The following is a 13,934-nucleotide window of genomic DNA, read 5'->3' on the forward strand; positions in this document are numbered from 1 at the left end:
TGGGCGAACGCCGCGCTGTTCGGTTTTCCGTTTTGTCTCTGAGGTAGAAGCTCAGAAATCCGCAAAAAATCAGCCTATTATGAAAATCCATTTGCGCCGGAACACATGGCATCGTTTATGCATTAATCCGCTGCCGCCCAGCCTGATCCTGGCTGAGGCCACCCGCATGCTGCAGGCCCGAGTGGGCCGCGCAATGGCAACGACAAGCGACATAAATTTCCTACAGAGGAACTGTCTGATGATGATCCAAACCCTGCGTCTGACTGTACTGACCGGCGTGCTGTTCTCCGCCGCCGCCCTGGCTGCCGACAAGCCGAATGTGATGATTCTGGCCACGGGCGGCACCATTGCCGGCACCGGTGCCACCTCGACCACCACCGTGGGCTACACCGCCGCCAAAGTGGGCGTGGAACGCCTGATTGAAGCGGTGCCCGAGCTGAAAAACGTGGCCAATGTCAAAGGCGAGCAGGTGTTCCAGATCGCCAGCGAAAACATGACCAACGACCACTGGCTGAAACTGGGCAAGCGCGTCAATGAACTGCTGGCCCAGCGCGACGTGGACGGCATCGTCATCACCCACGGCACCGACACCCTGGAAGAAACCGCTTACTTCCTCAACCTGACCGTGAAGAGCAAGAAGCCGGTGGTGCTGGTGGGTGCCATGCGCCCGTCCACCGCCATCAGCGCCGATGGTCCGATCAATCTGTATAACGCCGTGGCGCTGGCCAGCAGCCCGGATGCCGCAGGCCGTGGCGTGCTGGTGTCGCTGAACGACCAGATCAACGCCGCCCGCGAAGTGACCAAGAGCAACACCATGACCACCGACACCTTCCGCAGCGCCGACCTGGGCGCGCTGGGCTATATGGTGTCGGGCAAGCCGATGTTCTACCGCGCCACCACCCGCAAGCACACCACCGACAGCGAATTTGACATCAGCAAGCTGAACAAGCTGCCGGCAGTGAATGTGGTGTACAGCTACGCCAATGCCACCCGCATTGCCGTGGACGCTTTTGCTGCCGCTGGCGATGAAGGCATGGTCCACGCCGGCACCGGCAATGGCAGCCTGTCCACCCCGGTGAAGGCCGCGCTGACCGAAGCCCGCAAGAAGGGCATGATTGTGGTGCGTAGCTCGCGCACCGGCACCGGTATCACCGCCCGCAATGGCGAAGCCAACGATGACGAACTGGATTTTGTGGTTGCCGACAACCTGTCGCCGCAAAAAGCCCGCATCCTGCTGATGCTGGGCCTGACCAAAACCCACGACACCAAGGCACTGCAACGCATGTTCATGATGTATTGATTGATGGTCTGACTCTCCCGGTATTCCTCCTGCATCCCTCTCGGGTCTGGGCACAGATGGGGGGCGGCCACAGGCCGAAACAGATGTGCTAACCCAGCCCGATTTTCCTGCCCCGCCGGCTCTCCCCGGCGGGTTTTTTTGCTGGAACAGGGCTACAGCGCTGCCATCGGCACGGTGTGCCCCCCCGCGCAGTACAATACCGCCCTATTGATTTCCTGATGCTTGCCGACCCCATGCCCACTCACGACCCCTACCTCTGGCTGGAAGACGATTCCGCCGCCACCCGCGCCTGGTGCGCCGAGCAACAGGCGCACACCGCCGCCCAGCTGGATGCCGACCCGCGCTTTGCCGCGCTGGCCGACGAAGTGCTGGAGCATCTGCGCGACGACGAGCGCGTGCCGTTTGTCGAGGCGCATGCCGGCTGGTGGCACCACTTTTTGCAAAGCCCGGCGCATCCACGCGGGGTGTACCGCCGCATTCGCCCCGACGACTACCGCGCCAACCGCGATGCCTGGGAAGTGTTGTTTGATCTGGACGCGCTGGCCGCCGCCGAAGGGGTGGACTGGCATCTGGCCGGGATTGACCATTGCACCGAACGCCCGGCGCGCTGTTTGCTGTCGCTGTCCGCTGATGGCGGTGACGCCGCCTGCCTGCGCGAATACGACCTGGACGCGCGCGCCTTTGTCGCCGAGGGCTTTCAGCTGCCGCCCGGCAAGCACAGCGTTACCTGGCGCGACCCGGACAGCCTGTACGCCGCCGTGGTGCTAAGCGAGGCCGACGCCACCGCCTCGGGTTACCCACGCGAAGTCAAGCTATGGCAGCGCGGCCAGCCGTTTGCCCAGGCGCACAGCCTGCTGAAGGCCGAGCGCAATGCCCTGGCGGTCAGCGCCTGGCGCATGCTCAACCCGGACGGCGGCGAGCCGGTGGACATCATCGAAGAAGCGCTGAGCTTTTACCGCACCCGCTACTGGCGCGTGCTGCCCGACCTGAGCCGGCAGGCGCTGCCCTTGCCGCCCAAGGTGGACATCGACGGCGTGGTGGCCGGCCAGCTGATTGTGCGACTGAACCAAGCGTGGGGCGAGCTGGACGCCGGTGTGTTGCTGGCGCTGGACTGGCAGGCGCTGTGCGCCGGTGAAATCGACCCGCTGCCCTTGTTCACCCCCGGCCCGCGCCAGTCGGTGGATGGCGCGCTGGCCGGGCGCAGCTGTTTGTTTGTGCATGTGCTGGACGAAGGCGTCAGCCAGCTGTGGGTGTTCACCCCCACTGCCGACGGCTGGCAGGCGCAGCGCGCGCCTCTGCCCGGTCAGGGCCAGCTGGAGATGGTGGACCAGCCGTGGCAGAGCAACGGGCTGCTGTTTGGTTACGATGATTTTCTCACTCCGTCCACGCTGTACTGGCTGGATGCCGACGACGCCACGCTGGCACCACAGGCACTGCGCGGCCAGCCACCGCGCTTTGCCGCCGAGCAGATGCACGCACAACTGCACCACGCCATCGCCCCGGACGGCGAGCGCATCCCGTATTTTGTCGTGGCCCGCCGCGATGCGCCGCACGATGGCCAGCGCCCGACCCTGCTGTATGGCTACGGTGGTTTTGCCGTGCCAATGACGCCGTTTTACCTGGGCGCGCTGGGGCGGCAGTGGCTGGAGCAGGGCGGCGTGTTTGTGCTGAGCTGCATTCGCGGCGGTGGCGAATTTGGCCCGGATTGGCACGAGGCGGCGCTGGCCGAGCGTCGGCAAGTGGCGTTTGATGATTTTCTGGCGATTGCCCGCCAGTTGATCGCCGATGGCCTGACCTGCCCGGCGCGGCTGGGCATTCAGGGCGGCAGCAATGGCGGCCTGTTGGTGGCGGCGGCGATGACTCAGGCCCCCGAGCTGTTTGGCGCGGTGGTGTGCGAAGTGCCGCTGACCGATATGCTGCGCTACACCGAACTGTCCGCCGGCCCAAGCTGGATCGACGAATACGGCGACCCGGCGGACCCCGAGCACTACGCCGCGCTGGCGGCCTATTCGCCCTACCAGCGTCTGCAAGCCGGCGTGCGTTATCCGGCTACCCTGGTGACCACCTCCAGCAGCGACGACCGCGTGCACCCCGGCCATGCGCGCAAGTTCACCGCCCGCCTGCTGGCGCTGGGTCAGCCGGTGCAGTTGTACCAGTCCGACGCCGGCGGCCACAGCGGCCAGGGCGGCGATATGCGCCAGTTGGCGGCGGAAGTGGCCAGGGTCACGGTGTTTCTGTATCAACAGCTGATGGATGCCGCCTGATGAAAATCGTGATCTGCCCGGATAGTTTCAAGGAAAGCCTGCCGGCCAGCGCCGCCGCCCAGGCGATTGCCGAGGGGGTGCGCGAGGTGTGGCCAGATGCCGACTGCGTGTGTCTGCCGCTGGCCGATGGCGGCGAAGGCACGCTGGATGCGCTGGTCAGCGCCACTGGCGGCCAGCTGTTGACCCGCCAGGTGCAAGGCCCGCTGGGCCAGCCCACCCTGGCGCGCTTTGCCGTGCTGGGCGATGGCAAAACCGCGCTGATTGAAATGGCCGAAGCCGCTGGCTTGCCGCTGTTGTCGCCAGCGCAGCGCGACCCCTTGCGCACCAGCACCTACGGCGTGGGCGAGCTGATGGCCGCCGCGCTGGACCTGGGAGTAACGCGGATTTTGCTTGGCCTGGGCGGCAGCGCCACCCAGGATGGCGGCGCGGGCATGCTGCAGGCGCTGGGCGCACGCCTGCTCGACGCGCAAGGCCAGCCGCTGCCGCCGGGCGGCGCGGCACTGCGCCAGCTGGCCCGGCTGCAACTGGATGGCCTCGACCCGCGCCTGGCCAGGGTGACAGTGGAAGTGGCCTGCGATGTGGATCACCCGCTGTGCGGCCCACGCGGTTCCAGTGCGGTGTTTGCCCCGCAAAAAGGTGCCGACGCGGCAGGTGTGGCGCTGCTGGACGCTGCATTGGCGCACTGGGGCGCGCAACTGGCCCAGGCCACAGGTCGCCAGGTGGCCGAGTTGCCTGGCGCGGGCGCGGCGGGTGGCATGGGGGCGGCAGCACTGGCGGTGTTTGCCGCCCGCCTGCGCCCTGGCATCGACTGGGTGATGGACGCCCTCGACTTTAACGCCGCCCTGCACGGGGCCGATTGGGTGATCAGCGGCGAAGGCCGCGCCGATGGCCAGTCGGCGGGCGGCAAGGTGATCAGCGGCGTCGCTCGCCGCGCCCAGGCCGCCGGCGTGCCGCTGCTGGTACTGGCCGGCAGCCTGGGCGATGGCTATCAGGCGCTCTACCCGCTGGGCGTGCGCGCCATCCTGCCGATTGTGCCGGGGCCGGTCAGCCTGGCGCAGGCGCTGGACGGTGCGGCGGAGAATCTGCGCCGCACCGCACGGATGGCGGCAGCGGTGTGGGCCAGCGCGGGTGGGGCACACGGGCGGTTGGATTGAGCGGTTGGCTCGTAGTCAGTCACATTGAAACACAAGGGTTCATGCGAGCCAGTTTATGCCGGGTATCTCGGTTTAATTTCTGTTAAAACAAATCCTGACCTGGCCACAGCGAACCACCCGCCGCACCCTACCCCGTCATTCCCGCGCAGGCGGGAATCCAGGGGCCTCCACAGCGTGCAGCGGGTGCGTGCGCTCACCACCGCTCCGCCATGCTAAAGCTTCCCACGGCGCACGCTGTGGTGCGGTCTGGGTTCCCGCCTGCGCGGGAACGACACGTGGGTGAAACTCATGCCGAAAGCGGTCGAGTCGTCGTCCCGTTGAAATACCCGTGTGCAGGCGAGCGCGCTGACCTTGGGTATCTGTGCCAATGATCGGTTCATATCAGGGTGACTGGCTACTAGGACGGAGGCCGTTGCCTGATGCGTGGGCACCCTACGGAGCACACTGGAATTGGTAGCATAAAGGTGCCACGGTGCTAATCTGACGCCACAGCGCCTTTATTCTTGCCCCAGCCGGACATTCAAGCCCTGTTTGCCCTATCGCCCAATCACCCCGGCTGATTCAAGCCATACTTGCGCACTTTATCGAATAGCGTGGTCTTGGCGATGCCCAGCGCCACGCTGGCCTGGCTGAGGTTGCCGCCGTGGCGTTCCAGCGTATCCCGAATCAGGCTTTTTTCGAAGGCTTCCACCGCTTCGGCCAGGCGCGGGGTGTGGCTGTCCGGGGCGGCACCGGTTTTGCGAAATACCGGCAGGCCCAGCGCGTAGCGTTCGGCTACGTTGCGCAGCTCGCGCACATTGCCTGGCCAGTCGTGGCGCAGCAGCGCGGCCAGGGTGGTGGCGTCCAGTTCCGGGCTTTCCCGGTCAAAGCGCAGCGCCGCCTGCTGCAAAAAGTGCTCGAACAGCAGCGGGATGTCTTCGCGCCGTTCGCGCAGCGGCGGCAATTCCAGCGTGACCACATTCAGCCGGTAGTAAAAGTCGCTGCGAAAGCGCCCGTCGCGGCCCATGGCTTCCAGGTCGGACTTGGTGGCGGCGATCACCCGGCAGTCTACGGCCACGGCGCTATTGGAGCCCAGCCGCTCCAGCTGGCGCTCCTGCAGCACACGCAGCAGCTTGATCTGCATATTGATCGGCATGCTTTCCACTTCATCCAGAAACAGCGAGCCGCCGTGGGCGTATTCGATCTTGCCAATGCGTCGCTTGCCCGCGCCGGTGAAGGCGTGCGCCTCGTGGCCGAAGATTTCGCTTTCGAACAGGTTTTCTGGCAGGCCGCCGCAGTTGAGCGCAACAAATTCTTTGCTGCTGCGCGCTGAAAAATCATGCAGGCAGCGCGCCACCAGCTCTTTGCCGGTGCCGGTTTCGCCTTCGATCAGCACATTGGCGGCGGTGTCGGCCACATTGGCAATCAGCGTGCGCAGGGTGCAGATGGCCGGCGAGTGGCCGATGATGCGCTGTTCCAGCGCCTGGCGGCCAGCCAGCTGGCGGCGCAGGCTGCGCACTTCGCGGGTCAGCCGGCGCTGTTCCAGCGCGCGCCGGCACACGTCTACCAGCCGCTCGGGGGAAAACGGCTTTTCGATAAAGTCGTAAGCGCCTTGCTGGATGGCGTTGACCGCCATGGAAATATCGCCATGGCCGGTAATCAGGATCACCGGCAGCTTGGCATCACGGCTGGCCAGCTGTTTTTGCAGGGTCAGACCATCCATGCCGGGCAGGCGGATGTCGCTGACCACGATGCCGGCAAAGTCGTCGTTCAGCCGGGCCAGCGCGGCTTCGGCGCTGCTGACGCCTTCGCTGGCGATGTCTTCCAGCGCCAGCGCCTGCTGGCAGCCCAGCATCACATGGGGGTCGTCTTCGACAATCAGCACACTCAGGACGTCATCAGCCATGGGGCGGGGTCTCCGTGGGCAGGCAAGGCAGGGTCAGGACAAATTCGGCTCCGCCGCCATCAGGCTGGCGTGCCGACAGCGAGCCGCCGGCGTCGGCGGCCAGGCTGGCGGAAATGGTCAGCCCCAGGCCCAGCCCGCCCTGCGCTGCCGGTTTGGTGGTGAAAAACGGTTCAAACAGCCGGGGCATGGTGTCGGGCGGCAGGCCGTGGCCATTATCGCGCACCATGAACTGGTAGTGCTGCTCGCCAGGTTCGCCGCGCAGGGTGAGGATGCGTTCCTGCTGGCCCTGCATGGCGTCCAGCGCATTGGACAACAGATTGACCAGAATCTGCTCCAGCCGGGTCTGGTCGATGGCCAGCTGGCAATCAGCAAATTCGCGGACCAGCGTCAGCGGTCCCCTGCCCTTGCGCGGCTCCACCAGAAACAGCGCGGCGTCCACTGCCTGGGTCAGGCTGGCACGGCTGTCGGAGGGGTCGGAGCGGCGGGCAAACGAGCGCAGGCTGGCGGTGATTTTACCCATGCGGTCCACCAGCTGGTTGATGGTGGCCAGGTTGGCGCTGGCCACGTCGAGCTTGCCGCGCTCAAGAAAACGCACGGTATTGCCCGACAGGGTGCGCAGCGCCGCCAGCGGCTGGTTGAGTTCGTGGGCGATGCTGGTGGCCATCTGGCCAATTACCGCCAGCTTGCCGGCCTGGATCAGGTCGTCCTGGGTGCGGCGCAGGGTGAGTTCGGTCTGTTCGCGCTCGCGCACTTCGGCTTTCAGCCGGCGGTTGCTGGCGCGCAGGTCGGCGGTGCGCTGGGCAATTTTATGCTCCAGCACATTATTGGCTTTTTGCAGGGCTTCGCGGGCGGCCAGCCGGGTGGCGATGACTTTGCGCCGCTCGTTCCAGGCAATCAGCAAAAAGCTTAAAAAGGCAAACAGCACCGCCGCCAGCGCGCCGTGGCTGGTGGCGTTGCGGCGGATGTCTTCCAGCGGCAGCAGCAGGGTAAAGCGCCATGGTGTGTCGGCCAGCGGCTGGCTGAGCGCCAGATAGCGCACGCCGCCTGGCGCGCGGCGTTCGCCGGAGGGAAAGGTGATCAGTTCTTCACCTGGCCCCAGCGGTTCGCGCCGCTGGGTTTTCAGGTCGGTCAGCGCCCACCAGTGGTATTGCAGGCTGAGCGCCAGTTGTTCGCGCCGTGCCGGGCTGAGCGGGGTGACGGCACGCAGTTTGTGCGCCGGTTCGCTGGACAGGATGATGATCTGGTTTTCATCGCTGACAAAAGCTTGTAGCCCGGCTTGCCGCCAGCGCTGCTCAACGGCCTCCAGCCGCACTTTGACCACACCCGCGCCGATGATCTTGCCCTGGTGCTTCAGCCCGTGAGCCAGGTAGTAGCCCGATTCGCCGATGGTGCTGCCAATGCCGTAAAACCGCCCCGGCTTGCCGACAATGGCATCCTGAAAATAGGCGCGAAACGACAGGTCTTCATCGACATAGCTGTCAAAGTCGTCCCAGTTGCTGGATGCCTGTACCCGGCCCGTCGGGTCGAGCACATACACCACCCGGCTGCCACTGCGGTCGTTAAAGCCGTCCAGATAGTGGTTGACGTAGCGACGCCGCGCTGGCGATGGGGTTTGCAGCAGCTGGGCCACTTGCGGTTCCATTTCCAGCAGGCGCGGCAAGAAGGTGAACTTGCCGATTTCGCTTTCCACCCCGCGCGCATGCAGCGCCATCTGCCGGGCACCGCTTTCGCGCAGATTGCCAATCCCGGTGTGTTCGCTGACCAGAAAGCCACTGTAACCAATCAGCATCATCATGCCAAACATCAGGAGCGGCAGCACCAGCGAACGGACAATGCGCGGCGGGCGGGGCGGGGCAAAGGCGCTGTCGGCAGGCAGGCGGACAAAGGGATAACGGCGCGGACGCGGCAGAAACGCCGACGCCGGCAGGCGCAGATGGGCCAGGCGGTAGCGCCGGGCCGGCGGGAGGGAATCAGGCAAGGCGCGCTCCAGACGCAGGCGGGGCCGCAGAACACGCTGCGGCCCCGCCTGGAATCAGTGCTGCAGGATTTTCGACAGGAACTGGCGGGCGCGTTCCGAGCGGGCATCCAGATGACCGAAGAAATCGTCTTTGCTGCAGTCTTCCACAATCTGGCCACGGTCCATGAAGATCACCCGGCTGGCCACCTTGCGGGCAAAGCCCATTTCGTGGGTGACGCACATCATGGTCATGCCTTCCTGCGCCAGTTCCACCATCACGTCGAGCACTTCGTTGACCATTTCCGGGTCGAGCGCGCTGGTGGGTTCGTCAAACAGCATCACGATCGGGTCCATCGCCAGCGCGCGGGCAATCGCCACACGCTGCTGCTGGCCGCCGGAGAGCTGGCCGGGGTATTTGTGCGCATGCGCCTTCAGGCCCACCCGGTCGAGCAGCTTCAGGCCCTTGTCGTGGGCGGCGTCGCGGCTGCGGCCCAGCACCTTCATCTGGGCGATGGTCAGGTTGTCGGTGATCGACAGGTGCGGAAACAGTTCAAAGTGCTGAAACACCATGCCCACCCGGCTGCGCAGCTTGGGCAGATTGGTTTTCGGGTCGCCCACCGAGACGCCTTCCACCAGGATTTCGCCTTTCTGGAACGGTTCCAGCGCGTTGACGGTTTTAATCAGGGTGGACTTGCCCGAGCCGGACGGCCCGCACACCACCACCACTTCGCCTTTTTTCACTTCGGTGGTGCAGTCGGTCAATACCTGAAACTCGCCGTACCACTTGGAGACATTATTGATCTGGATCATCGGTCAGTTCCTTAACTCTTTTAGCGCACAATGGCGATACGGGCATGCAGACGCTTGACGGCCTGCGACAGGGCAAAGCTGATGCAGAAGTACAGCAGGGCCACCAGAATATACATTTCCACCAGGGTGCCATCGCGGTGCGCCACCTTGTCGGCTGCGCCCAGCAGATCGGTGGCACCCACCACGTACACCAGCGAGGTGTCCTGGAACAGCACAATGGTTTGCGTCAGCAACAGCGGCACCACATTGCGGAAGGCCTGCGGCAGGATCACATAGCGCATGTTCTGGCCGTAGGTAAAGCCCATGGCCTGGCCGGCGGCAATCTGGCCACGCGGAATCGACTGGATGCCGGCGCGGACAATTTCGCAGTAATACGCTGCCTCAAAGATGGCAAAGGTCAGGTAGGCCGAGCGCTCCGCGCCCACGTCCACCCCGGTCAGCAGCGGCACCAGGATGTAAAACCAGAAAATCACCAGCACCAGCGGCACCGAGCGGAACAGGTTCACATACCCCGCCGCCGCCAGCTGCAGCGGCTTGATGCTGGACAGGCGCGCCATGGCCAGCAGGGTGCCAAAAAAGATGCCAATCACCATCGAGCTGACGGTCAGGCTGAGCGAGTACTTGAAGCCTTGCCACAGAAAATCCTGGGCACCGGCCAACGTGCTGAAATCGAGGTTCATCAATGGCCTCCGGAGATATAACCCGGTACGCGGGTCTTGCGTTCAATCAGTGCCATGATGCGGTTGACGCTGAATGCCACCAGCAGATACATGGCGCTGACCACGGTCATCACTTCAATCGGGTTGGCCGGGGAGTATTCGCCGGTAATCTGGCGCATCTGGAAGGTCAGTTCGGTCAGGCCAATCGCCAGCGCCACGGCGGAGTTCTTGAAGATGTTCATGAATTCGCTGGTCAGCGGCGGAATCACAATCCGGTAGGCCATCGGCAGCAGCACATAGCGGTAGGTTTGCCCCAGGGTGAAACCCAGCGCCAGACCAGCGCTTTTCTGCCCGCGCGGCAGCGCCAGAATGCCGGTGCGCACCTGTTCGGCCACCCGCGCCGAGGTAAAGAAGCCCAGCGCCACCACGGCGGTGGTGAATTCCGGCAGCGGCATGGATTGCTTCATCCAGATGCCAGTAGAGTGCGGCACCAGTTCCGGCAGCACGAAATACCACAAAAACATCTGCACAATCAGCGGGATATTACGAAACAGCTCAACATACGCGGTGGCCAGCCCGGCCACCCAGCGCGAGGGCACGGTGCGCAACACCCCGATCATCGACCCCACCACCAGCGCCACGACCCAGGCCGACAGCGCGGTGGTGATGGTCCAGCCCAGGCCGCTGAGCAGCCACTGGTAATAGAACTCTTCTGTGCCGGAGACCTGTTCCAGGACCACCGACCAGTTCCATTGATATTGACTCATTGATAATGTCCTTCATGCTGGGGCGCAGCCCGGTGTGGCCGGGCCCGCCGGGCAAGAAACGCCGGTTTCCCGCCCCATTGTCCGCAGTGGCGGTTGTATTCCGGGCCGGGCGTGTGCCCTTGGCCGGCTGGGGTTAAATCCCCTTGTCGTTCGGGTTCTTGATGGCGTCCTGCAGTTGGGCGTTCATCGGCAGGTTCAGGTTGACGTTTTTCGGCGGAATCGGGCTGGTGAACCACTTGGCGTAGATCTTGTTGATTTCGCCCGACTTCATCAGGTCGGTCAGGGTTTTGTCCACCAGTGCCTTGAACTGCGGGTCGTCCTTGCGCAGCATGATGCCGTACGGCTCGGTGGACAGCGCCGGGCCGGCCAGGGCAAAGTCTTTCGGGTTCCTGGCGCTGGCAATAAAGCCGGCCAGCAGCACTTCGTCCATCACAAACGCCGCCGCGCGACCGGTTTCCACCATCAGGAAGGATTCGGCGTGGTCCTTGCCGTAGACGTTTTTCACGTCAATGCTCTGGCCCTTCTCGTTTTGCTTGATGTAGCGGTCCGAGGTGGTGCCGGTGGTGGTGGCCACGGCCTTGCCGTTGAGGTCGCTCAGCGACTTGATGCCAGAATCGGCCTTGACCACCATGCGCACCGGCGACACAAAGGTGGTGACGCCAAACGCCACCTGCTTTTGCCGTTCCAGCGAATTGGTGGTGGAGCCACATTCCAGGTCGATGGTGCCGTTGGTCATCAGCGGAATGCGGGTTTGCGAGGTCACCGGGGTGAGCTTGGTCACCAGCGCCGGCATTTTCAGCTCTTTTTTGACCGCTTCGACCACTTTGTTGCACAGGTCCATCGAGTAGCCCACCGGCTTCTGGTTGCCATCCAGGTAGGAGAACGGGATCGACGATTCGCGGTGGCCGACGTTGATCGTGCCGGTTTCCTTGATTTTTTGCAGGGTATCAGCCATCACCGGGGTGGCCAGCAGGGCAGAGGTCACGGCCACAGCCATGAAACGGATCGAAGTGCGCATCTAATTCTCCTGAGCAAATGCAAGGGATCGGCCAATTGGCTCGACCAGGGCAGAATGTCATGTCTGGCTGGGCCTTGCGCCACAGAGCTTGCGCCCCTGCGCCTGGCTGCCATGATTTTACGGTAGCAGCTTATTGCTGCTTGTGGGTAACACTGTATAGCGTATTAGCAGAAACAGTGCCAAGGAAAATCGGGTGGGGGTTTTTGTATAAGATATTGTTTTTAATGGTTTTTGTGTCTGACCGCCTGGCTATTCGTACGGAATGCCGAACCCGTTCGGTCAGGATCGTTCGGAAAACCGAACGCAATGTGCGTAGTGCCCGTGCCGACACGCACGGCCCACGCGCGCTACCGCTGTTCACACTGGGCAATCCGCGCTGACCGCTGATTGCCTGGCCGGTGTCCGCCACCAGGCCAGCCGCCCGGCCAGGCCTGCGGATTTCCCGCGCAAGGATTGCCACCTGACGCACAAGCGACTAGGCTGCATCCCCTTGTTTCCCACGGTTGATCCACAGGCGCGCTCAAGATGGACTTGAAATGGCTGGAAGACTTTATCAGTCTGGCCGAAACCCACAGTTTTTCCCGTTCGGCAGCGTTGCGCCATGTGACCCAGCCGGCGTTTTCCCGCCGCATCCGCTCGCTGGAAAGCTGGCTGGGGGTGGACTTGATTGACCGCACCGCCTACCCCACCCGGCTCACTCCGGCGGGTGAGCTGTTTCATGGCCAGGCGCTGGAGATTCTGGCCCAGCTCAGCCATGCCCGCGCCCTGCTGCGCGGCCAGCAGTCGGTGCCGCCAGATACGGTGAATGTGGCGGTGCCGCATACCCTGGCGCTGACGTTCTTTCCAAAATGGCTGACCGAAGTCAAACGTACCTGCGGCGAATTCAGCACCCGGCTGACCGCCGGCAATGTGCACGATGCGGTGATGGCGCTGGAAAGCGGCGGTTGTGATTTGCTGCTGTGCTATCACCACCCACACCAGCCAGTTCACCTCGACCCGGCCCGCTACGACATGCTGGTGCTGGGCGAGGAAATCCTGCGCCCCTACGCCCGTTGCGACAGCCGGGGCGTGCCAATGTACTGCCTGCCCGGCCAGGCCAGTGCGCCCGTGCCGTTTCTGGCCTACGCCCCCGGTGCGTATCTGGAGCGGATGGTGGCGCTGATGGTAGCCGAGGGCGAACAAACCCTGCACCTGGCAGCGTGCTACGAAACCGATATGGCCGAAGGACTGAAAAGCATGGTGCTGGAAGGTCATGGCCTGGCGTTTTTGCCCGAGAGCGCGGTCAGCCGCGAAGTGCGCCGCCATCAGCTGGCGGTGGCCGGCGATGCCCGCTGGCAGCTGAGCATGGAAATCCGCCTGTACCGCGAACACCGCAGCAGCAAGCCGCTGGTAAACACCCTGTGGCAAACCTTGTCCGACGCGCGCAGCGGCAAGCGCGGGCGTGGGCGCTGATGTGTTGGGCTGGTATGTAAATATACGGTATTACTGTATTGATATATTTCAATAGGCAGATTCACCGCCAATCTGCGGCTAGCAGGCTGGCGGGCATCACCCGGCAGCGTGTGCTATCCACGCCCGTCGGGCAGGCACTGTGGCATCCTGGCCTCACCCTGGCGTGAGGCGTCTGCGCGCCTGTTTTGCCTCAATCCTCTGTTGTCCTTGAACCCTTCACCGCTCCTGCGCTGGCAGCGGCTGGCTTGTCTTGTCTGGCAGACATTGACCTGCTTTGCCATGCCAAAAAACAATATTTTGTTTTTACAGAAAATTTCTTGCATTTTTCCATAAAGTCAAAAACCAAACCGTCCGCTTCATCAAGGACAGCGCATCGCCCATTTAGGGTCGATCAGGCCGGCTTGCGTGAGCGGCAGGGTGCAGAAACTTCCATCCAGCACAAGTTTTCGGCTGTCTGGCACAAGTCACCCCGCTGGGCATGACACATCAATTACGTAATAATACGTGTATAACTGTTAATCAAAATTTAATTCGTCGCTCACGTGTCAATACGCCTGTTCACACGGCGTTGCCCCATGGCAACGCCGTGTTGTTTGTGGCCGGATGCATGGGGTAGACGGGTGATCAGCATGCGGCGGGATCTCCCCGCGCGCGCTGGCTTACAGGAA

Annotated in this window: 10 protein-coding genes; 4 read left to right on the forward strand and 6 right to left on the reverse strand. The window is 63.5% G+C overall.

Annotated features, from left to right (window positions below; translation table 11 throughout):
- Positions 1–238: 238 nt before the first annotated feature.
- The 3 genes from BXU06_RS13700 (at position 239) to BXU06_RS13710 (ending at position 4,718) form a co-directional block, all read left to right on the forward strand.
- Positions 239–1,300, forward strand: a complete 1,062-nt coding sequence (locus BXU06_RS13700; RefSeq protein WP_077300768.1) for a type II asparaginase — start codon at positions 239–241, stop codon at positions 1,298–1,300.
- 218 nt (positions 1,301–1,518) lie between these two features.
- Positions 1,519–3,564 (forward strand): prolyl oligopeptidase family protein, encoded by a 2,046-nt coding sequence (locus BXU06_RS13705; protein ID WP_253189469.1) that lies wholly within the window; start codon positions 1,519–1,521, stop codon positions 3,562–3,564.
- On the forward strand, positions 3,564–4,718 hold the full coding sequence (locus BXU06_RS13710) for a glycerate kinase (RefSeq protein ID WP_077300771.1): 1,155 nt from the start codon (positions 3,564–3,566) through the stop codon (positions 4,716–4,718). The genes BXU06_RS13705 and BXU06_RS13710 overlap by 1 nt, the downstream gene beginning before the upstream one ends.
- A 547-nt stretch (positions 4,719–5,265) precedes the next feature.
- Here BXU06_RS13710 and BXU06_RS13715 read toward each other — a convergent pair.
- From BXU06_RS13715 to BXU06_RS13740, 6 genes are all read right to left on the reverse strand, one after another.
- Entirely contained in the window at positions 5,266–6,603 is a 1,338-nt protein-coding gene (locus BXU06_RS13715) for a sigma-54 dependent transcriptional regulator (RefSeq protein ID WP_077300774.1), read from the reverse strand.
- Positions 6,596–8,581 (reverse strand): ATP-binding protein, encoded by a 1,986-nt coding sequence (locus BXU06_RS13720; RefSeq protein ID WP_253189470.1) that lies wholly within the window; start codon positions 8,579–8,581, stop codon positions 6,596–6,598. Before BXU06_RS13720 ends, BXU06_RS13715 begins: the two co-directional genes overlap by 8 nt.
- Before the next feature lie 54 nt (positions 8,582–8,635).
- Positions 8,636–9,370, reverse strand: a complete 735-nt coding sequence (locus BXU06_RS13725; protein WP_077300777.1) for an amino acid ABC transporter ATP-binding protein — start codon at positions 9,368–9,370, stop codon at positions 8,636–8,638.
- Positions 9,371–9,390: 20 nt separating this feature from the next.
- Entirely contained in the window at positions 9,391–10,050 is a 660-nt protein-coding gene (locus BXU06_RS13730) for an amino acid ABC transporter permease (protein ID WP_171982223.1), read from the reverse strand.
- Positions 10,050–10,796 (reverse strand): amino acid ABC transporter permease, encoded by a 747-nt coding sequence (locus BXU06_RS13735; RefSeq protein WP_077300783.1) that lies wholly within the window; start codon positions 10,794–10,796, stop codon positions 10,050–10,052. The genes BXU06_RS13730 and BXU06_RS13735 overlap by 1 nt, the downstream gene beginning before the upstream one ends.
- A gap of 133 nt (positions 10,797–10,929) precedes the next feature.
- Positions 10,930–11,814: a transporter substrate-binding domain-containing protein gene (locus BXU06_RS13740; protein ID WP_077300786.1), complete on the reverse strand. Its 885-nt coding sequence runs from the start codon at positions 11,812–11,814 to the stop codon at positions 10,930–10,932.
- Positions 11,815–12,339: 525 nt separating this feature from the next.
- Here BXU06_RS13740 and BXU06_RS13745 point away from each other — a divergent pair.
- Positions 12,340–13,266, forward strand: a complete 927-nt coding sequence (locus BXU06_RS13745) for a LysR substrate-binding domain-containing protein (RefSeq protein ID WP_077300789.1) — start codon at positions 12,340–12,342, stop codon at positions 13,264–13,266.
- Positions 13,267–13,934: the final 668 nt, after the last annotated feature.

Source organism: Aquaspirillum sp. LM1 (assembly GCF_002002905.1).
Taxonomy (GTDB): Bacteria; Pseudomonadota; Gammaproteobacteria; order Burkholderiales; family Aquaspirillaceae; genus Rivihabitans.

Excerpts from the sequence above, each read along its gene's own strand:
- BXU06_RS13705 (WP_253189469.1), top strand. The coding sequence starts at position 1,519 with ATGCTTGCCGACCCCATGCCCACTCACGACCCCTACCTCTGGCTGGAA.
- BXU06_RS13725 (WP_077300777.1), bottom strand. The coding sequence starts at position 9,370 with ATGATCCAGATCAATAATGTCTCCAAGTGGTACGGCGAGTTTCAGGTA.
- BXU06_RS13700 (WP_077300768.1), top strand. The coding sequence starts at position 239 with ATGATGATCCAAACCCTGCGTCTGACTGTACTGACCGGCGTGCTGTTC.
- BXU06_RS13735 (WP_077300783.1), bottom strand. The coding sequence starts at position 10,796 with ATGAGTCAATATCAATGGAACTGGTCGGTGGTCCTGGAACAGGTCTCC.
- BXU06_RS13740 (WP_077300786.1), bottom strand. The coding sequence starts at position 11,814 with ATGCGCACTTCGATCCGTTTCATGGCTGTGGCCGTGACCTCTGCCCTG.
- BXU06_RS13745 (WP_077300789.1), top strand. The coding sequence starts at position 12,340 with ATGGACTTGAAATGGCTGGAAGACTTTATCAGTCTGGCCGAAACCCAC.
- BXU06_RS13715 (WP_077300774.1), bottom strand. The coding sequence starts at position 6,603 with ATGGCTGATGACGTCCTGAGTGTGCTGATTGTCGAAGACGACCCCCAT.
- BXU06_RS13710 (WP_077300771.1), top strand. The coding sequence starts at position 3,564 with ATGAAAATCGTGATCTGCCCGGATAGTTTCAAGGAAAGCCTGCCGGCC.
- BXU06_RS13730 (WP_171982223.1), bottom strand. The coding sequence starts at position 10,050 with ATGAACCTCGATTTCAGCACGTTGGCCGGTGCCCAGGATTTTCTGTGG.